General features: G+C 74.0%; 15 protein-coding genes and 1 pseudogene. 7 read left to right on the top strand and 9 right to left on the bottom strand.

What is annotated here, in order from left to right; genetic code table 11:
* Positions 1-148: 148 nt before the first annotated feature.
* A complete protein-coding gene (locus IEY78_RS06145) occupies positions 149-1207 on the top strand; it encodes a serine/threonine-protein kinase (protein WP_373294069.1) in 1059 nt (352 codons plus the stop codon).
* A gap of 4 nt (positions 1208-1211) precedes the next feature.
* Here the strand turns inward: IEY78_RS06145 and IEY78_RS06140 are convergent, their stop codons facing one another.
* Positions 1212-2537: a streptophobe family protein gene (locus IEY78_RS06140; protein ID WP_189096537.1), complete on the bottom strand. Its 1326-nt coding sequence runs from the start codon at positions 2535-2537 to the stop codon at positions 1212-1214.
* Between the two features lie 343 nt (positions 2538-2880).
* On the opposite strand from IEY78_RS06140, the gene IEY78_RS06135 reads away from it, so the two are divergent.
* Together IEY78_RS06135 and IEY78_RS06130 are read left to right on the top strand one after the other, a co-directional pair.
* Entirely contained in the window at positions 2881-4104 is a 1224-nt protein-coding gene (locus IEY78_RS06135) for a DUF6777 domain-containing protein (RefSeq protein ID WP_189096536.1), read from the top strand.
* A gap of 273 nt (positions 4105-4377) precedes the next feature.
* Entirely contained in the window at positions 4378-5559 is a 1182-nt protein-coding gene (locus IEY78_RS06130; protein ID WP_229699730.1) for a L,D-transpeptidase family protein, read from the top strand.
* 97 nt (positions 5560-5656) lie between these two features.
* Here IEY78_RS06130 and IEY78_RS06125 read toward each other — a convergent pair whose 3' ends face one another.
* Positions 5657-6715 (bottom strand): aldo/keto reductase, encoded by a 1059-nt coding sequence (locus IEY78_RS06125; RefSeq protein WP_189096559.1) that lies wholly within the window; start codon positions 6713-6715, stop codon positions 5657-5659.
* A 472-nt stretch (positions 6716-7187) separates the two neighbouring features.
* Here IEY78_RS06125 and IEY78_RS06120 point away from each other — a divergent pair, with 472 nt between their 5' ends.
* Positions 7188-8906 carry an IPT/TIG domain-containing protein gene (locus tag IEY78_RS06120; RefSeq protein ID WP_268240249.1) on the top strand — a complete coding sequence of 573 codons (1719 nt, stop codon included), beginning with the start codon at positions 7188-7190 and terminating at the stop codon, positions 8904-8906.
* A gap of 95 nt (positions 8907-9001) precedes the next feature.
* Here IEY78_RS06120 and IEY78_RS06115 read toward each other — a convergent pair whose 3' ends face one another.
* The 6 genes and pseudogenes from IEY78_RS06115 to IEY78_RS06090 all read right to left on the bottom strand — a co-directional run bounded on the left by IEY78_RS06115 (position 9002) and on the right by IEY78_RS06090 (position 16623).
* Entirely contained in the window at positions 9002-11059 is a 2058-nt protein-coding gene (locus tag IEY78_RS06115; protein ID WP_189096534.1) for a phosphocholine-specific phospholipase C, read from the bottom strand.
* Between the two features lie 527 nt (positions 11060-11586).
* Complete coding sequence (locus IEY78_RS06110; RefSeq protein WP_189096533.1) at positions 11587-12123, bottom strand: ATP-binding protein; 537 nt, start codon at positions 12121-12123, stop codon at positions 11587-11589.
* Between the two features lie 156 nt (positions 12124-12279).
* Complete coding sequence (locus IEY78_RS06105) at positions 12280-14418, bottom strand: xanthine dehydrogenase family protein molybdopterin-binding subunit (RefSeq protein WP_189096532.1); 2139 nt, start codon at positions 14416-14418, stop codon at positions 12280-12282.
* A gap of 78 nt (positions 14419-14496) precedes the next feature.
* Positions 14497-15488 (bottom strand): annotated as a pseudogene (locus IEY78_RS06100) (FAD binding domain-containing protein).
* Positions 15485-16069, bottom strand: coding sequence for a (2Fe-2S)-binding protein (locus IEY78_RS06095; protein ID WP_373294072.1), 585 nt, complete (start codon positions 16067-16069; stop codon positions 15485-15487). The pseudogene IEY78_RS06100 and the gene IEY78_RS06095 overlap by 4 nt, the downstream one beginning before the upstream one ends.
* 149 nt (positions 16070-16218) lie before the next feature.
* Positions 16219-16623 (bottom strand): hypothetical protein, encoded by a 405-nt coding sequence (locus IEY78_RS06090; RefSeq protein WP_189096530.1) that lies wholly within the window; start codon positions 16621-16623, stop codon positions 16219-16221.
* A gap of 236 nt (positions 16624-16859) precedes the next feature.
* On the opposite strand from IEY78_RS06090, the gene IEY78_RS06085 reads away from it, so the two are divergent.
* The gene (locus IEY78_RS06085; protein ID WP_189096529.1) at positions 16860-17678 is read left to right on the top strand and encodes a lipase family protein; all 819 of its coding nucleotides are present in this window, start codon (positions 16860-16862) and stop codon (positions 17676-17678) included.
* A 184-nt stretch (positions 17679-17862) separates the two neighbouring features.
* Positions 17863-19056 (top strand): serine hydrolase domain-containing protein, encoded by a 1194-nt coding sequence (locus IEY78_RS06080; protein WP_189096528.1) that lies wholly within the window; start codon positions 17863-17865, stop codon positions 19054-19056.
* Positions 19057-19068: 12 nt separating this feature from the next.
* On the opposite strand, the gene IEY78_RS06075 is transcribed toward IEY78_RS06080, so the two are convergent.
* Positions 19069-19608 (bottom strand): MarR family winged helix-turn-helix transcriptional regulator, encoded by a 540-nt coding sequence (locus IEY78_RS06075; RefSeq protein ID WP_189096527.1) that lies wholly within the window; start codon positions 19606-19608, stop codon positions 19069-19071.
* A 195-nt stretch (positions 19609-19803) separates the two neighbouring features.
* On the opposite strand from IEY78_RS06075, the gene IEY78_RS06070 reads away from it, so the two are divergent.
* Positions 19804-20055, top strand: coding sequence for a hypothetical protein (locus IEY78_RS06070; protein ID WP_229699738.1), 252 nt, complete (start codon positions 19804-19806; stop codon positions 20053-20055).
* The last annotated feature ends 21 nt before the right edge of the window (positions 20056-20076 follow it).

Here is a 20076-nt window from a genome sequence, read left to right as displayed (position 1 = left end):
CGCCGCGACCCGGCCCGCTGCCGCCGAGCCCGCGCCGCAGCCGCAGCCGCAGCCGCCGGACGCGCAGCCGCCCCCGCCGGACCCCGACCGGACCCGGGCCATGGACCCCGGAGGCCCGCCGCCGGCCGCCGGACGCGGGTGATCCGCGGTGAGCGACGGGCAGGCGGCCGACCGGGGACCGGAGCGCGCCACGGCCCCCGACTCCCCCGCGCTGCGCGGGCGGCAGCTCGCCGGGTACCTGCTCCAGGACGAGATCGGCCGGGGCGGGATGGCCGTGGTCTACCGGGCCGAGGACCTGCGGCTGGGCCGCACGGTGGCGGTCAAGTTGCTGGCGCCCGAACTCGCCCGGAACGACACCTTCCGGCAGCGCTTCGCCCATGAGTCGCGGGTCGCCGCGGCGATCGACCACCCGCACATCGTCCCGGTCTTCGAGGCCGGGGAGACCGAGGGCGTGCTCTACATCGCGATGCGCTACGTGCAGGGGCGGGACCTGCGGGCGCTGCTGGACCGCGACGGCCCGCTGCCGCTGGAGACGGCCTGCCGGATCGGCCTCCAGGTGGCCTCGGCGCTGGACGCCGCCCATGCGCACGACCTGGTGCACCGCGACGTCAAGCCGGGCAACATCCTGATCGCCGAGGGCACCGACAGCGACCGCCCCGAGCATGCCTACCTCACCGACTTCGGCCTGACGAAGAAGTCCCTGTCGCTGACCGGGTTCACCAGCGTCGGACAGTTCGTCGGCACCCTGGACTACGTGGCGCCGGAGCAGATCTCGGGCCGCCCGGTGGACGGCCGCTGCGATGTCTACAGCCTGGCCTGCGTGCTGTTCGAGATGCTGACGGGGGCGCCGCCGTTCCGGCGCGACGACGACATGGCGCTGCTGTGGGCCCACCAGTACGATCCGCCGCCGGCGCTGACGCAGCAGCGGCCGGATCTGCCGGAGTCCGTCGACACGGTGTTCGCCCAGTCCCTGGCCAAGGCGCCCGATGACCGCTACGAGACCTGCCGGGGGTTCGTGGCGGCGCTGCGGGCCGCAGGCCGGACCGCCGGGCCCGGGCCGGCGGCGGGCGAGGCCCGCGCGCATCCGCCGACGCAGGTGGACGCCGGGGCCGACCCGGGCGGCCGGCGCAGCCCGGCGCCTCCGCCGCCCCCGCGCTGGGCCACCCCGGTGTTCCCGGGCCGCGCCGAGTCCCCGCCGGCGGCCTGAGCGGTCAGGGTCCGCGTGGCGGCTCCGGGGCCGCCACCTCGCCCGGGTGCCGTACCCGCCGCGCCAGCAGGCTGCCGAGGAAGCCGGTGACCAGCCCCCACAGCAGGCCCACGCCCACCAGCCGCAGGAGTTGCGGGTCCAGGGTGACCGCGTTGCCCAGGCCGCCCCCGAGGTTGCCGACGCCGATCAGCGAGAGCCCGAAGCGCGCGGAGATCCGGGTGAGCAGTCCGACGGTGAGCAGGGTGAGCGCCAGCGCCACGGCCAGCTCGACGGCGTGCCGCCAGGCCGGCCGCCGGGCCGGGGAGCGGACCGCCGAGACGAAGGCGGCGGCGAGCAGCACCACGGCCGCCACCGCCACCAGCAGCCAGGCCCGGCCGTCGTGCGCGGCCAGCGCACCGAGGTCCAGGGTCCGCTGCCCGCGGGTGCGCAGCACCTGGTCCAGGGCGGTCGGCACGGGCAGCCCGATGGCCTTGTCGACATGGCCCACCCAGCCGCCGCCGGTGCCGATGCCCAGCGCCATCCACATCAGATTGGGCAGTCCGAGGAAGATCACCGCGAAGGTCTGTGCCGGATCGCCCCGGGTGAACAGCTCGACGATGCCGATGACCAGCCCGATCACGGCATAGGCGAGCAGGGTCAGCAGCATCGCGAACGCGGGGGGCCGCACGGAGTCCTGGAAGTGCAGCAGCCGCGCGGAGAGCGGGGCCCGGCGGGAGATCAGGAACGTCAGGACCAGCAGCGCCAGCACCCACAGCAGGCCGACGCCGAGCGTGGCGGGCAGGTCGGCGCGGAAGCCGATGACGGGGGTGGCGCCCAGGTCGGCGCCGAGCTGGGCGGCGATGCCGTCGCCGACCGCGATCCGGAAGTCGTGCGAGGCCGCGAGCGCGAGCAGCAGCAGGATCACCAGCCAGCACACCGCGGTCCGCGCGATCCGGGCGAGCAGTTCCCCGGTGCCGGCCACCGCCCGGTGGCGCAGCGGCAGCAGGAAGACGGCGGCGGTCACCAGCGCCCCCGCGAGGGTGACCGACAGCGGTACGGCGTCGAGGTCCGCGTGCGCCCGGGCGAGTTCTCCGGCGCCGCCCGACAGGCCGACCGAGCCGCCGGCGGCCATCACCACGGTCGCCGCGATCACCGAGGGGAACGCCCCGCCGGGGAGGTCCGCGGCGCCGGCCGCCCACAGACCGAGCGTGGCGACCACGAGCATGGTGGCGAAGCCCGCCACGGCCGTCCCGAGCGCGTGCGCCCAGGCCCGGAGGGCGGGTGGCGCGCCGTGGACGGGTACCGGGCCGGGCGGCGGGGCGTCCGACGTGGGACCTCGCTGCTGGCTCACGCTCTCTCCTGCCGGTACGGGACCGCCTGCGGCGATCCGCCTGGTGGGCGCCTTGACCGCGGTGCACGGGGACCCGTGGCGCTCCGCCGGGAGCCCGCAGCCCGGTGCCCCGCCCGCGCGGACGGCTGCCCCCACGGTAAGCACCCTGTGTACCGCCCCGCTTGCGGACCGTACCGAACCCGGGCACACAATGTCCTTGACATCGACAAACACGGGCAAAATTCGCATAGCCGGATGGCCCACACGCGTCGGAAGGGCACCCGTGACTCCTCCCCCGCCTGACAGCCACCCGACAGGCCCCCCGTCGGGCCCGCTCTCCGGCCCCTCGCACGAGCCGACGCAGGTGACCCCGCAACCGGAACCGCAGCGGCCGGAGGAGCCCGCGCCCCCGGCCACCGCCACCCGCCCGGGCGGACCGAGCGGACCGGACGGCCCCGGCGGCCGCGGCGGGGGCGGAGGCGGCGGGGACGGCGGCGGGGAGGGCGGCAAGCCCTGGTGGCGGTCCGCCCCGCGGGTCGCGATCATCGCGGCCGCCGTGGTCGCCGCCGTGATCATCACCCTCGTGCTCACCCGGCCGAGCGGCGGCACGAGCGAGGTCTTCGCCGAGCCGGCCGCCTCGACCGGCCGCGACCCGGTGACCAAGTCCTCGGCGAACGACTCGTCCCCGTCCCCGTCCGCCACGCCCAAGAAGTCCAGCGGCTCGAACAGCGAGTTCTCGGGGGCGACGCCCGGCCTCTACGGCGGGTCCCAGAACAGCTCGGCCTGCGATGTCGAGAAGCAGATCAGCTATCTCACCGGCGCCCCCGCCAAGAACAAGGCGTTCGCCGGCGTCGCGGGCGTGGCCCCGAACGATGTCCCGCGCTATCTGCGGTCGCTGACGCCCGTACAGCTGAGCTATGACACCCGGGTCACCAACCACGGCTACCGGGACGGCAAGACCACCTCGTTCCAGTCGGTACTGCAGTCCGGCACCGCGGTCATGGTCGACGCGTACGGGGTGCCGCGGGTGCGCTGCAAGTGCGGGAACCCGCTGACGAAGCCGACGGCGCTCAAGGGGGACGTGAAGACGGTCGGCACGACGTGGCCCGGCTACCGGTCCTCGAACGTGGTCGTGGTCACGCCCGCCAAGTCCAAGATCAAGGACTTCACGCTGCGCAACCCGCAGACCGGCACCTGGTTCAAGCGCCCCCAGGGCACCACCGGCACCACCGACAGCCCGACCTCCCCGCCGTCCCAGACCCCCAGCGGGCCCTCCAACTCCCAGCCGCCGCCGAACCAGTCCCCGTCGTCCGGGGAGACCTCCTCCGGCACCACCGGCTCCAACGGGGGCGGCACGGCCTCGCCGGGACAGCCGCCGGGGAGCACCGGGGGCGGCAGCACCACCGGCGGCCAGTCCGCCTCGACCGGCGGCAGCAGCCCGGGCGGCGGCACGACCGGCGGAGAGACGACCGGCGGTAACACGACCGGTGGCGAGACGACCGGCGGCGGCACGACCGGCGGGGGGACCACGGGCGGCGGCGGCTCGCCCGGCGGCGGGGGCGGTGGCGGGACACCACCGTCGAGTTGACCCCGACGACCGGCTGAAGCGGCCGCCCGCGACCTTCCGCGGGCGGCCGCGTTCCGTCGCGTACCGGTGGCCGGCCACTCCCCCGTGGCCGGCCACCGCCGCGTTCCCCGATCCCCCGATATCGAACTGTGTCCTAATGATCCGGTGCACCGGACAACCACCTCAGCAGACACACCCTCTGCATAGGCGGCGGGTCCTTCGACAGCCCCGGGCGGTGACCCCGCGCAGGGCCGGGCTCCGCCACTGTCAGCTGTCTGCTCTGGAGGGACCCCCGTGCACGCCGGACCACGCCGCCACTTCGCCCGGTTGATACCCGCCCTGGCCGCGGGCGCCGCCCTGTTGACCGCATGCGGGCCGGGTTCGGGCACGACGAAGGCCGACGAGCCGGCCGCCAAGGTGACCGTCACCCCGGCCGCCGGAACCAAGGCGGCCAAGCTCGGCTCGCGGATATCCGTGCGGGCCGACGGCGGAAAGCTCACCGCGGTCGAGGTCAAGACCGACAAGGGCGGCACAGTCGGCGGCCGCCTCGCCGGTGACGGCGCGTCATGGACCTCGGACGGCAAGGTGACGCCGAAGACCACCTACACCGTGCGCACCAAGACGAAGTCGACCGAGGGCAAGGAAGCGGCCGCCACCTCGGAATTCACCACGGAGCAGCCCGAAAAGATCAACAAGCTCACCAACACCCCGGGCGGCGGTCAGACCGTGGGCACCGGGATGCCGGTGTCGATCCTCTTCGACAACCCCGTGGCCAAGGACAAGCGCGCCGAGATCGAGAAGGCGCTGACGGTCACCACCCAGCCGAAGGTCGAGGGTGCCTGGGGCTGGGTCAAGGACTACTCCGGCAAGGACCGGATCGACTGGCGCCCCAAGGACTACTGGCCCGCCGGCACCAAGGTCTCCGTGAAGGGCGCGCTGTCCGGGATCGACTCCGGTTCCGACGGCGGCTGGTTCGCCCGGGACTACGACTTCGGCTTCCGCATCGGCGCCGACCACAAGGCCGTCATCGACGTCCCGTCCCACACCCTGACGATGTACGAGAACGGCAAGAGCGTCGGCACCATCCGCGGCTCCGCGGGCTCCCCGGAGGCCCCGACCCGCGGCGGCGTGCACACCGTCCGCAGCAAGAACGCGGCCGAGACGATGGACTCCGCCACCATCGGGTACGGCAACCAGTGGAAGCTGGACTCCAAGTGGGTCACCCACATGACCGCGTCCGGGACCTTCCTGCACTCCGCCCCGTGGAACAAGTCGCTCGGCGTGGAGAACAACAGCCACGGCTGCTTCGGCATGACCACCTCGGACGCCAAGACGGTCTACGACTTCCTGCCGATCGGCTCCACGGTCGAGGTGAAGGGCAGCAGCAGCACCGCGAAGACCGATGTCGGCAACGGCCTGGAGGTCTGGCAGGAGAGCTGGCAGCAGTGGCAGCAGCGCAGCGCGCTGCACAGCTGACCCCGGCGGCCGCGCCCGGCGCGGACCGCGGACGCCGCCGCCCGGCTCTCCGGGCGGCGGCGTCCGCGTATCCGAGCGGCCCCCCGGGGGCGGGCGGTCAGCCGATACCGCCGGTCGTGCGGCGGAGGGTGGGGCGGCGGTCCTCGATCCGCTGCCACTGGTCGCCGTAGACGTTCTCGACGATCTGCGGCTCGCGCAGGAAGTCGTGCGGGAAGCCGAGGGGGACCGCGCTGGTCGCCTCCAGCCGCGCCAGCGCGTCGGCGTCGAGGGTGACCCCGGCCGCGGCGAGGTTGTCGCGCAGCTGGCTCTCCTTGGTGGCGGCGATGATCGGGATGACGTTGCCGGGCCGGCTGCGCAGCCACGCCAGCGCCACCTGCGCCGGGCTCCAGCCGCCCTGCTCGGCGATCTCCAGCACCGCGGTGACGGTCTCCTCCGCCCGCCGGTCGGACGTGTCGTGCGCGGCCGTACCGGCCAGCCGGCCCGTCTCCCCGCGGCGGTACTTGCCGGTGAGCTTGCCGGCCGCGAGCGGCGCCCAGGCCAGGACGGCCAGCTCGAAGGCGTGGGCCTGCGGCAGCAGTTCGCGCTCCGGCGTCCGCTCCAGCAGGTTGTAGCGCAGCTGCGAGCCGGCGAACGCGGTCCAGCCGCGCAGCTCGGCGAGGGTATTGGCCTGCGCGATCTCCCAGGCCGGCCAGTCCGAGACGCCGAGGTGGAGCACCTTCCCCGACCGCACCACGTCATCGAGCGCCCGCATGACCTCCTGCACGGGCGTGAAGTGGTCCCGGGCGTGCACCCACAGCACATCGAGGTGGTCGGTGCGCAGCCGCTCCAGGCTCGCCTCCACGGCACGGACCAGGCTCTTGCGGCGGTTGCCCGCGGAGTTGACGTCGCCCTCGCGGGTCGCGCAGGTGTACTTGCTGGCCAGCACGAAGCGGTCGCGGCGGCCGGCGAGCAGCTCCCCCAGGATCCGCTCGGAGGAGCCGCCGGCGTAGATGTTGGCGGTGTCGATGAAGTTGCCGCCCGCGTCCGCGTAGGCGTCCAGGATCCGGCCGCTGGTGTCCTTGTCGGTGCCCCAGCCCGGTTCGCCGCCGAACGTCATGGTCCCCAGGCTCAGCTCGCTCACCCGCAGGCCGGTCCTGCCGAACAGTGTGTAGCGCACGATGTCCCCTTCGATCAGCGACGGTTGGTCGGGTCGTGCGCCCACGCTAGGGGGTGTCGTTCGGGTCATGGTGGATCAGGGAGCGGGGTCTGGTGCGTGCAGCTGCAAGGCGGAGGAGGGAGTCGACGCGGAGCGTCGGCGACCGACGACAACGCCGCAGATGTGCGTGCCAGGCCCCGCGAGCCCGCCATGACCCGAACGACACCCCCTAGGAGCTGGAGCGCACTCCAGCGCAAGGCGCGGCCGGCCGGGCGGCCCCGGGGTGCGCCCGCCACCGGCCGCCCGTCTGCTCCGTCCGGGTGAATTCGGCCGGCGGCTGTTGTGGGGCGGCGAAGGGCGTTGGGTTACTTGTCGGGTTCGAGCCGGCGGGTCGCCCTCCCTCTGCGACGGAGGACTCTGGGCGAGCGCGGTACGGGCCTTCCTCCGGGAGCACGGGGCACCCCCGGCACCCGTCGTCGGGAAGGAAGAGCCGATGCCCGCACCGCAGCAGGGAACCGGACCCCCCACCACCCCCGCTCCCGGCCACCCGCCGCCGCCAAGGCTCCGTGCCCCCGCGGCCGCCAGGGTCCCGAGGTCCGCCGCACCGCCGCCGGTGGTCACCGTGCCGGTGGGGAACGGCCCGGTGTCCGTAGTGATCAGCCCGGACGGCGGCCGGGCGTACGTCACCGACTACGGGTCGAGCGCCGTCTCGGTGCTCAGTACGGTCACCAAGGCCGTGACCGCCACCATCCCGGTGGCCGCCGGGCCCTGGGGCGCCGCGCTCTCCCCGGACGGGCGGCGGCTCTACGTGGCGAGCCTCGGCGCCGGCACCGTCAGCACCATCGACACCGCGACCAACGCCGTCATCGGCACGGTGGATCACATGGGCAACCCCGTGGAACTCGCCGTCACCCCGGACGGCGCGCGCCTGTTCGTGGCCTGCCAGTCGCTCAACGCCGTACGGGTCATCGACACCGCCGGCAACACCGTCACCGAGGAGATCCCGGTCGGCATGGGGCCGCGGAGCCTCCTGATCACTCCGGACGGCAGCCGGGCCTACGTGGGCAAGGAGGCCGTGAACACGATCAGCGTGATCGACACCGCCGCCTACGCCGTCATCGACGAACTGACCGGGTTCCACTTCCCCCGGTCGTCCGCCGTCACCCCGGACGGGCGGCGGCTGTTCGTCCCCAACTACGGCGGCAACACCGTCGATGTGCTGGACACCGCGACCGGCACGGTCCTCGCCTCGCTCCCGGGTTTCTCGCTGCCCTTCGCGGTGGCGCTCACCAAGGACGGGCTGCTCGCCTACGTCTCCTGCAACGGCGACAGCACCGTGCGGGTCGTCGACACCGCCGGCTACCGCGTCATCGCCGAGCACGCCGGGCTGAACGTGCCGTACGGGGTGGCGATCACCCCGGACCAGCAGAGCGTCTACGTGGTCAACAACGGCGACAGCACCGTCACCGTCCTCGCCGGACTGACCGGCCTGCACCCCTACCAGGGGCCGACCGGCGGCGGAACCCGCGTCACCCTCCTCGGCAGCCATCTGACCGGGGCCACCGCCGTGCACTTCGGCCCCCGGCTCGCCACCGAGGTGGTCGTCGTCAGCGACCACGAGATCACCCTGGTCACCCCGGCGGGGCACGGCGTCGTGGACGTCACCGTGACCACACCGGGCGGTACCAGCGCACCGATGCCCTTCTACTACCTCCCGCCGCCGCGCGTGACCGGGCTCTTCCCCGCCTCGGGGCCCGTCACGGGCGGCACCGCCGTGACGCTGACCGGCACCGCCCTGGCCACCGCGCGCACGCTCGGCTTCGGCGGCACCGCGGTCACGCCGGTGGTCCTCTCCGACAGTGTGCTGACCGTGACCGCCCCGCCCGGACCGGCCGGCGGGGTGCCGGTCACGGTCACCACGATCGGCGGGATCGCCGACGGCGGCACCTACACCTACGTCGGCCCGCCCGATCTCAACGCCCTTGTCCCGGCGGCCGGTTCCCGGGCCGGCGGCACCGTCGTCGCCCTCGTCGGATCCGGGCTGGCGCAGACGACGGGGGTGCTTTTCGGCACCACCCCGGCCGCCTTCTCCGCCGTCTCGGACTCCCTGCTCCAGGCCGTCGCCCCGGCGCACGCCCCGGGAACGGTACCGGTGACCGTCACCTCCGCCGGCGGCAGCGCCACGGCCCCCCGGCCCTACACCTACACCTGACCCGGACGGAGAACGGGAACGGCAACGGGGCACCCTCCGTTCACGGCGGGTGCCCCGTTGCCGACTGCGGCGGCGGGCGGATCTGCCCGCTCCGCTCAGCCGGTGATGATCGCCGGGTCGCTCACACCCGCCTCACCGTTCTCCACATGGCCGGCGAACCGGCGCAGGAAGGTCTTGTCGGTGTCGGAGGTGACCGACAGGTCGTACCAGCGCTTGCTGGCGCGCAGGTCGAGCGGCTTCTTGACGGTGGCGCCCGCGCGGACGGGGTAGGTCTCGCTCGCCCCGCCGTAGGCGTTCGTGACGGTCAGGTGGCAGTCGGTCCTGCCGTGGTTGGTCAGGGTCAGCACCAGGCGGCCGGCCGTCGCGTCGTGGCGGGCGGTCACCTCGGGGCCGGTCTTCTTGCCGTCGCCCCGGAAGGTCCGCAGGAAGCCGTTCGGGCCGTGGACCGACAGGTCGTAGCTGCCCTTGGAGTAGGCGGTGTTCCAGGTGTCGGAGATCGTCTTGCCGGCCTCCGTGGTGTACGACCAGGGGCCGTCGGTGCGGTTGCCCGCGGTGACGGTGAAGCAGGCACCGGCCTTGTCGCCGCTCTTGAAGGTGAGGGTGTAGCGCCCGGTGGAGGGCGTCGCGGACCCGTCGACCAGCGGCGCGTACGGCAGCGGGCGGGACGGCCGGGAGCCCGGCTCCTGCTTGGGCAGGACGGGGCTGGCCGGCGGCTTCGGCACATAGCTGTCGTGCCGCTCCTTGTCCGGCGGCCGGAAGCCGTCGGTGTCCGGGAGCGCGGCCGGCCTGGTGTTCTCCAGGCCGAAGTCGAAGGCGGAGGTCAGGTCGCCGCTGATGGCGCGGCGCCAGGGCGAGATGTTGGGCTCGTGCACCCCGAACCGGCGCTCCATGAACCGGATGATGGAGGTGTGGTCGAGGACCTCGGAGCAGACGTAGCCGCCGGTGCTCCAGGGCGAGACGACGAGCATCGGGACGCGCTGGCCGAACCCGTAGGGGCCGGCGGAGTAGGTCGCGTTGCCGCCGAACGAGTCGAGCGAGCTGTCCACGGTGGAGCGGCCCTGGTCGGCGGAGGCCGGCGGGAACGGCGGCAGGACGTGGTCGAAGTAGCCGTCGTTCTCGTCGTAGGTGATGAACAGCGCGGTCTTGCTCCACACCTCGGGGTTGGAGGTGAGCGCGTCCAGCACCTGGGAGACGTACCAGGCGCCGTAGTTCGCGGGCCAGTTCGGGTGCTCGGAGAAGGCCTCGGGGGCGGCGATCCAGGAGACCTGGGGCAGCTTGCCGGCCTTCACATCGGCCTTGAGGTGGTCGAAGTAGCCGTCGCCCTTCTTGGCGTTCGTGCCGGTGCGGGCCTTGTCATAGAGCGGGTCGCCGGGCTTGGCGTCGCGGTACTGGTTGAAGAAGAGCAGCGAGTTGTCGCCGAAGGTGCCGCGGTAGGCGTCCTCGATCCAGCCCCACTTGCCGTCGGCGTCCAGGCCGTCACCGATGTCCTGGTAGACCTTCCAGGAGATCCCGGCCTTCTCCAGCCGCTCCGGGTACGTGGTCCAGCCGTACCCCGCCTCCTCGTTGCCCAGGACCGGGCCGCCGCCCGAGCCGTCGTTGCCGACGTGGCCGGAGAACATGTAGTAGCGGTTGGGGTCGGTGGCCCCGATCATCGAGCAGTGGTACGAGTCGCAGATGGTGAAGGCGTCCGCGAGCGCGTAGTGGAACGGGATGTCCTTGCGGGTCAGGTGCGCCATGGTGCCGGTGCCCTTGGCGGGGATCCAGCTGTCGTACTTGCCGTCGTTCCAGGCCTTGTGGCCGCCCGCCCAGTCGTGGTTCAGGCCCTCGATGAACTGCATGCCGAGGTTGTCGGCGTCCGGGTGGTAGGGCAGGACGTCCTTGGAGCCGTCGGACTGGTGCCAGACGGACTTGCCGTTCTCGAGCTGCAGCGGCCGCGGGTCGCCGAAGCCGCGGACGCCCTTGAGCGTGCCGAAGTAGTGGTCGAAGGAACGGTTCTCCTGCATCAGGACGACCACGTGCTCGACGTCGTGCAGGGACCCGGAGCGTCGTGCGGCGGGGATGGCCGCGGCACGGGCGATGCTGCTCGACAGGGCCGAGACGCCCGCGGTCGCGCCGGCGATCTGGAGGAAACGCCGCCGATTCAGTTCAGGCATGAGATGGGGAACCTCGTGGTGAGTGCGGTGATTCGCGAAGGTGGGGGGTGGTGCCGTGCGGTCGGAGGGATCGGTGGGACATGCAACGTGAACAGAGTGTTCCAAGAGGAACGAGCATCGCGGAAGGGGGGGTGTCACCGGTGTGACATATCGCGGTACGGACGACGAACACCGTGACCGGCCGGGGAAGGCGGGGAAGCCGCGGAAGGCGGAGGCAGCACGAATCGGCCACGGGGGCGGGGGCGGCCGCGGGGGCGGCGGCGGTCAGCGGGAGGGCGCGGGCGGTCCGGGCGCACGGGTGGTCGGGCGCGGCGGACGGGCCGGTGACGCGCTCGTGCACGTGGGAGTGCGGGTGCTCGTGGACGTACGGGTGGACGTGCCGTCGTCCCCCGCGTCCGGAATGAGGACACCCCGCCGCGTCGGGGAATCCGGGAAGGGGACGGCCCGCCCCCTCCCGCACGCACGGACGGGAGGAGGCGGGCCGCCGGTCTTCCGGGGTTACCCCCGGGGGGCAGGGTGACGGTGCGTCAGGCGACGGCTGCCGACGCCGGCTCCGGGGTGGCGGTGGTCTCGGGGGCGGGCTCGGCGAGCGGCTCGGCGGGGACGGTGGGCACCGTCTCGGGGCGGCCCTTGCGGTCGGGCACGCTGCGCAGCGGGGTGCGGGCCGTCAGCCGGGACTTGCCGGCCGCCTCGACGCGGCGGGTGAACCAGATGACCTTGCCCTCCGGGGTGCCGCAGGTGCCCCAACTGTCGCTGAGCGCCGCCACCGTGGAGAGCCCGCCGCCGGCCGCGCTGCGCAGCTTCGGCAGCCGGGGCCCGTCGTCGGCGACGGAGGTCGTGAGGTGGCGGCCGGACCAGCGGAGTTCGACCAGGCAGCGGGCGTCCGGCCCGATATGGCGATGGACGTTGGTCAGGAGTTCCGCCACTCCCCGGCACACGGGCGGGATATGCAGCTCAAGATCCCAGTAGCGCAGATGCGCGGCGAGTATCCGCCGGACCTGCGGCACACGCTCCGCCGAAGCATGCAGTTCGACCGTGTAGTGCCGGTCGCCGGGAAGTGTCATGTCGTGGCTCCTCACCGCGAGGCTCACGCCCTTCACCTCGTTGGACCAACGAACCCCGAACACGAAGAGTGAGCAATAATCACGTATGGGTCATTTGTCATGGTGACCCGGCGGGACGGGTTCCGCAACAGATCCCGGACCGCGCACCGGCCCCCCTCACCCAGCACCTTCCCGGGCGGCCCGCAACCGGGGCAGGATCTTGTCCACGGTGAGCGGGAGGTCCCGCACCCGGATGCCGGTGGCGTGCCACAGGGCGTTGGCGACGGCCGCCGCGGTGCCGACGATGCCGATCTCGCCGATGCCCTTGCTGCCCATGGGGTTGAGGTGGGGGTCCTCCTCGTCGATCCAGTGCGCCTCGATCCGCGGGACATCGGCGCAGGCCGGCACGTGGTAGGCGGCCAGGTCGCGCTCGGCGAAGTCCCCGAACGCGGGGTCCAGCCGGCTGCCCTCCATGAGCGCCATCCCCAGCCCCATGGTCATTCCGCCGATGAACTGGGAGCGCGCCGTACGGGAGTTGAGGATCCGGCCGGCCGCGTAGACGCCCAGCATCCGGCGCACCCGGACCTCCCCGGAGACGGTGTCGGCCTGGACCTCGGCGAAGGTGGCCCCGAAGGCGTGCCGGGCGTAGGGGGAGCCTTCGGCCGCCTCCTGCCGGGTGTCCGCGGCGGCGGTCAGCCCCTCGGCGGGCAGCGGCCCGTCGTGGTCGCGCAGTCGTGCCCGCAGCGCCATGCAGGCCTTGTGGACGGCCCAGCCCCACGAGGCGGTGCCCATGGAACCGCCGGCCAGCATCGCGGGCGGCAGGTCGCTGCTGCCGATGTCGACGCGGACCCGGTCCTCCGGCACGGTCAGCGCGGCCGCGGCGATCTGTGCGAGGACGGTGCGGGCGCCGGTGCCGATGTCCGTGGCGTTCACCCGGATCCGGAAGCCGCCGTCGGCGGTGGCCCGCGCCTCGGCGCTGGAGGGGGCGACGTAGACGGGGTAGGTGGCGGCCGCGACGCCGGTGCCGAGCAGCAGGTCGCCCTCGCGCCGGACGCCCGGGCGGGGGTCCCTGGGCCGCCAGCCGAAGCGTTCGGCGCCCTCGCGCAGGCAGCCGATGAGGTGCCGGCTGCTGAAGGCGCGGTCGCTGTCCGGCTCGGTGTCCGGCTCGTTGCGCATCCGCAGTTCGACGGGGTCGATGTCCAGCAGCACGGCGAGTTCGTCGACGGCGGACTCCAGGGCGAACATCCCGGGGGCCTCGCCCGGTGCGCGCATCCAGGAGGGGGTGGGGACGTCGAGCGGGACGACGCGGTGCGCGGTCCGGCTGTTCGGCGAGGTGTACATCATGCGCGCCGGGACCGCGGCCTGCTCGACGAACTCGTTGACGGTGGAGGTGTGGGTGGCGATCTCGTGCGCGAGGGCGGTGAGCACCCCGTCGCCGCCGGCGCCGAGCCGCACCCGCTGGACGGTGGGCGCGCGGTGGCCGACGGCCGCGGGCATCTCCCGGCGCGGCAGGGAGAGCTTGACCGGGCGGCCGGTGTGCCGGGTGGCCATCGCGGCCAGCACGACGTGGGGGCGGGGCGTCCCCTTGGAGCCGAAGCCGCCGCCGACGTGTTCCGAGACGACGGTGATGTCGCCCGGGTCCAGCGAGAACAGGGCGGCCAGGTCCTCGCAGACCTTGCTGGAGCCCTGGCTGGAGTCGTGGACGGTCAGCCGGCCTCCGGTCCAGTGGGCGGTGGCGGCGTGCGGTTCCATGGGGTGGTTGTGCAGCGGGGGCACGGTGTAGGTGGCGTCGAGGGTGACCGGTGCGGCGGCGAACGCCGTATCGAAGTCGCCGCGTTCGCGGGTCCCGGGGTAGCCGCCGTTGACCGTCTCGGGCGCGTAGAGGCCGGGGTGGCCGGCCGTGAGCAGCACATCGGCGTCCTCGGCCGCGTAGCTGACGTGGACGGCCGCGGCGGCGGCGCGGGCGGCTTCGAGGCTGTCAGCGACGGCGAGCGCGACATACCAGCCGCGGTGCGGCACCCGGTCGTCCTGGAGCAGCGCCAGCGCCGGGTCGCCGGTGGCCGCGAGGCGGGGCGCGTTCTCGTGGGTCAGCACCGCGCACACCCCCGGCAGCGCGAGCGCCCCGGTGGCGTCCACGGCCGTGACCCGGCCCCGGGCGACGGTGGCGGCCACCGGCCAGGCGTAGGCGCAGTCCAGCGGGGTGTGCTCGGCCGCGTAGCGGGCGGTGCCGGTGACCTTCTCCCGGCCCTCGCGGCGGACGAGCGGTGCGCCCAGGGGGTAGGCGGGTGGTCCGAGCGGGAACGGGTCGGGGCTCATGGCTCGCGTCCTTGGGTCGGGGACGGTGGGTCGGGGACGGTGGGTCGGAGGCGGCGGCGGGCTCGGGCCGTGGTGGGGTCAGCGGTCGCCGGCCGGGTCCGCCAGGCCGGTGAGCACGCTGACGGCCAGGTTGCGGGCGAGTGCGACCTTGAAGGCGTTGTCGCGCAGCGGGCGGCGGCGAGTTCGGCGTCGGCGGCGCGGGCGAAGGTGTCCTCGGTGGCGGGCGCGCCGAGCAGCACCTCCTCGGCCGCGCGGGCGCGCCAGGGCCGGTGCGCGAGCCCGCCGAACGCCAGCGCCGCCCGCTCCACGACGCCGTCGCGCGCCTCCAGTACGGCGGCGACGGAGACCAGGGCGAACGCGAAGGAGGCGCGGTCGCGGACCTTGCGGTAGCGCGAGCGGGCGCCGGGGGCGGCCGGCGGGAGCCGGACGGCGGTGAGCAGTTCGCCGGGCCGGATGACGGTGTCCTGCTCCGGCCGGTCGCCGGGCAGCCGGTGGAAGTCGGTGACCGCCACCGTGCGTTCCCCGTCGGGGCCGTGCAGGTGCACCTCGGCGTCCAGCGCGGCCAGTGCCACCGCCATGTCGGAGGGCTGGGTGGCGACGCAGTGCGCGGAGTGGCCCAGGACGGCCAGATCGCGGTGGACGCCGTCGCGGGCCGGGCAGCCGGTGCCCGGGGAGCGCTTGTTGCAGGGCTTGGTGGGGTCCTGGAAATACAGGCAGCGGGTGCGCTGGAGCAGATTGCCGCCGGTGGTCGCGGTGTTCCGCAGCTGCCCCGAGGCACCGGCCAGCAGCGCCTGCGACAGGACGGGGTAGCGCTCGCGCACGGGGGCGGCCGCGGCGAGGTCGCTGTTGCGGACCGTGGCACCGATCCGCAGCCCCCCGTCGGGCAGTTCCTCGATGCCGCCGAGCGGCAGGCGGGAGACGTCGATGAGCGTCCGGGGTGTCTCCACGCCCAGTTTCATCAGGTCGACGAGGTTGGTGCCGCCGCCGAGGAAGCGGGCGCCGGGCGCTTCGGCGGCGGCCCGTACCGCCTCCTCGACGCCGGCCGGCCGCAGATATCCGAACGGCCTCACGGTGTCGCCTCCTGGTGCTCCGCGGCCCCTCCGGGGCGGGCCGTCCCTCCGTGGTGGGCGGCGGCGTCCGCGACGGCCTCGATGATCCGGGGATAGGCGCCGCAGCGGCACAGGTTGCCGCTCATCCGCTCGCGGATCTCCTCGGCGGTGAGCGCGACCGGTGCCGCGGGGTCCGCGGTGGCCGGGGTGGCGTGGGAGGGGAAGCCGTCCGCGGCCTCGGCCAGCACCCCGGCGGCCGAACAGAGCTGGCCCGGGGTGCAGTAGCCGCACTGGAAGGCGTCCCGCTCCAGGAAGGCCTCCTGGAGCGGGTGCAGCCGCTCCCCGTCGGCCAGGCCCTCGACGGTGGTGATCCGCCGGCCGTCCTGGGCGACGGCCAGCAGCAGGCAGCTGTTGGCGCGCCGGCCGTCGACGAGCACCGTGCAGGCGCCGCACTGCCCGTGGTCGCAGCCCTTCTTGGCGCCGGTGAGGCCGACCTGTTCGCGGAGCAGGTCCAGGACCGTGGTGCGGTGGTCGACGGTCAGGGTGTGGGCCCTGCCGTTGAGGTGCAGGACCAGCTCGGAACGCTGCTCGGTGGCGGGCACCGTGCCGCCGTCCGCCGGGTACCGGGTGGGCTCCACTCGCTCCTGCCTTTCCGCGCCGGGCCGCGGGGCGGGTGGTGCGTGCCCGGGCCGGCGCCGTGTGCCGTGGTGGTGGTCCCGCCCCCGTTTCCGTACGGCGGTGCGCCCGCCGCCTAGCGGGTCTCCAGTACCTCGCGGGTCTCCAGCCGCAGTTCGACCTCCTTCTCCTGGTCGCCGGCGGCGGTGCCGAGGACGTGCACCGCGAACGCCGGCTCCAGGCCCCGGCACAGCTCGTCGACCGCCCAGTAGCCGCCCTGGAGGCTGACCACGACGGGTGCGGACAGCCGGCGGGGCTCGGCCGCCGCCCGGTGGTCGCTCACGTCGAAGGTGGAGGTCCACACGGTCGCGCCCGGGCCGGCCATCTCCTCGGGCACGTCGTCCGCCTCCCGGTCGGAGCGGAAGGTGGTGCGCAGCGCGCTGAAGACGGCGTGTGCGTCCGTGGCCGCACAGCTCTCGAGTTCCACCGTCACCTCGGCCGGTACGTGTTCCGCGTGTGCCGCCTGCTGTGCACCGTTCACTGTGGGGCCGCCTTCCTTCGTGGGCCGTCCTCCGGGAGCCGAACGCTTCCAGGCTCGCCCGGCGGCCCGGTGTGTGCGACCGGAGGCTCGAACGAGTGGTTTGAACGGGCGTCGGGGCCCGGCCCCCGGCGCCGGAGTTACGCTGTGTAGCCAGTGCAAGCTCTCTGTAATCAGGGGCGGAGTGCGCGCCTCGCCCGGCACCCACCGCATCCACCGTCGACCACCAGGAGCCTTCGTTGACCAGCACCGCGATCGACCAGAAAGCCACCGGCTACACCGTCCGCCACGCGCTCGCGATGGCGCGCGCCGCCGCGCTCGCCTACCAGGACGAGGCGACCATCGACGCCACCGCCCGGACCTGGGGCTTCGACCGGGTGCGCCATCACCGCACCGCGTTCCGGCCGCCGTTCCCGCTGGAGGACACCCAGGCGTACACCCTCGGCGGGCACAGCATGATCATCACCGGCTTCCGCGGGACGGAGCCGGCCGAGCTGCGCGACTGGCTCTCCGACGCCACCACCCCGCCCTGGCCCGGCCCCGGCGGCAAGGGGTACGTCCACCACGGCTTCGCCGAGGCCCTGCAGGCCGTCTGGCCGCAGGTCGGCGCCACCGTCGACGAGTTCCGCGACAACGGCCAGACGGTGTGGTTCACCGGCCACAGCCTGGGCGGGGCGCTGGCGATGCTGGCGGGCGCCCGGCTGCATTTCGAGGAGCCGCGGCTGACGGCCAACGGCGTCTACACCTTCGGCCAGCCGCGCACCTGCGACCGGCAGCTGTCCAAGGAGTTCAACACGGCCTTCTCCGACCGGATGTACCGCTTCGTCAACAACAACGACATCGTGCCGCAGCTGCCCCCCGAGCCCACCTTCCACCACGTCTCCGCGCTGCGCTACATCGACGCCAAGGGCGCCATCCACCACACCATGCCGCTGCTCAGCGGCATGCTCGATCACGCCCGGGGCCTGACCGCCGACGCCCTCGCGCCCACCTCCGACGGCGTGCGCGACCACCTCATGGACGCCTACCTCCACGCCCTGGAGCACAACCAGGACTGACCCGAGCGGACGGCCGCGCCGGGGGGCGCCTCCTCACCCGGCCGCCGCACCCCCGCACCACGCCGACACTCCGCCGTCCGGCCTCACATGGTTGCCACGGGCATCGACCCGGGCGGATCATCCGATACGTACGCCGCACGCACGTACGGGATGACCGCACACGGACGACGCGAGGAGAGCCACCGTGGAACCAGCCACCGTCAACGGCCACTGCGCACCGGGGTTCGCCGGCGTACGGGAAGCCTTCGCCCGGAACTTCTCCACGCACGGCGACATCGGCGCGGCGGTCACCGTGACCGTGGACGGCGAGGCGGTGGTCGACCTCTGGGGCGGCCACGCGGACGCGGCCGGCACCCGCGACTGGGAGCACGACACCCTCGTCAACGTCTACTCGACGTCCAAGGGGATGACCGCGCTGTGCGCCCATCTCCTCGTGGACCGGGGCGAGTTGGACCTCGACGCGCCGGTGGCCCGCTACTGGCCCGAGTTCGCCCAGGCCGGCAAGCGGGAGCTGCCCGTGCGCTGGCTGCTCAGCCACCGGGCCGGTCTGATCGCGCCCCGTGAGCGGCTGTCCGTGGCGGACGCCTACGACTGGGAGCGGGTGTGCGCCGCCCTGGCGGCCGCCGAGCCGTGGTGGGAGCCGGGCACCGCGCAGGGCTATCACGCGGTGACCTTCGGATACCTCGTGGGCGAGGTCGTCCGGCGGATCACCGGGCAGTCCCTCGGCACGTTCCTGCGCCGCGAGATCACCGAGCCGCTGGGCGCGCGAGTGTTCATCGGCACCCCCGCCGAGGAGCACGCCCGCTGCGCCGACATGGTCGGGCAGCTGGACGAGGCGCGGCTCGACCGGCAGTTCCCCGGCCTGCCGAAGCCGCCGTTCACCGCGCTCGGTGACCATCCGCAGGCCGTCGTGGCGCTGGCGCTGATGTACGTCCCCACCGGCGATGTCAACAGCGCCGCCTACCGGTCGGCCGAGATCCCGGCGGGCAACGCGCACGCCTCCGCCCACGGGCTGGCCACCGTCTACGGCGCGCTGGCGGGCGGCGCCCTCGTCAAGCCCGCCACCCTGGAGGAGATGCGCCGGTCGCAGAGCCTGCCGGGGGAACGGGACCTGACCATCGGCGCGCTCGCCCCGCAGGGCTACGAACACCGCTGGGGGCTGGGCTACATGCTCAACCAGCAGGGCCAGGCGGGACCCAACCCGCGGGCGTTCGGGCACGGCGGCGCGGGCGGCTCGTACGCCTTCGCGGACCCCGAGAACCGGCTGTCGTACGCGTACACCATGAACAAGTACGGCGGCGGCACGACGGGCCACGATCCGCGCAACGCCGGGCTGGTCCGGGCCGTGTACCAGGCTCTGGAGCCCGTGCTGAGCTGACGGCCGGGCCGGCTAGGGCGCGGCCGACTCCGGCGGCGGGGCGGGCCTCGGGGCCACCGGGGGTTCGCCCGCCGCGTCGGTGAGGGCGCGCAGCGAGCCGATCAGCCCCGCGCGCTCGCCGGCCGGGATCCGGGACACGATCGCGGCGATCTCCGCGTGCCGGCCGGCGAGCACCTCCTCGACGAGCGCCCGGCCGCGGGCCGTCAGGCTCAGCACGACCTCACGGCGGTTGCCGGGGTTGGCCTGCCGGGTGACGCTGCCGGCCGCCTCCAGCCGGTCGACCATCCGCATCGCGGTGGACGGGTTGACGCCCAGCGCCCCGGCCAGCGCGGCGAGCTTGACCGGCCCCTGAGTGTCAAGCACCACCAGGGCCCGCAGCTGGGGCAGGGTGAGGGAGGGGGCGATGCGGCCCAGGGCCCGGGCGGAGACCGCGACCAGCAGCCGGGAGGCGGTCAGCACCGCGGCGATGACCTCCTCGACCTCATCGTCGAGATTCCCGCCGGGCGCGGCCACCCCGGCCGCCCGCGGTGTGCCCTGCGCCTCGTGCCCCATGGCGCCTTTATACCCGGTGCCGGCCTCGTGCTTGTACCCGGTGCGGACATCGTGCCTGGTCGCGGGCGCTTTCGAGGGCGATCGACGGGCCGGGCCCGACGCCGCCCGCCGGCCGTCGCCGAGCGCCATAATGGGAGGTGCGGCATGCATCCGGCCCCGGTGCACGCGACGGGCCGGGGAGAGGGCGTGATCACCATGGAACGGGACACCGAGACGGTCCACGAGGCGTATTCCTTCGTCTGCCTGCACTGCGGGCACGGCTGGGAAGAGGAGTACGAGATCCGGCACACCACCGATCTGGCGGGCCGGCGACGCGCCGACTACTTCAGCCACGGCACCCGCGTCGCCTCCCCGCTGACCCGTGCCGAGTGCCCGTCCTGCAACCGCGGACCGCTGCGGATCCTGCGCCCCGGCCGGGTGGACTCGACCCGCCCCTACCTGGCCTGAGCCGCCCCCGCCGTGGCCGCC

Origin of the sequence: Streptomyces kronopolitis (genome assembly GCF_014646275.1) — a bacterium.
Lineage (GTDB): Bacteria > Actinomycetota > Actinomycetes > Streptomycetales > Streptomycetaceae > Streptomyces > Streptomyces kronopolitis.
This window is presented reverse-complemented; position numbering and strand designations above follow the sequence as displayed.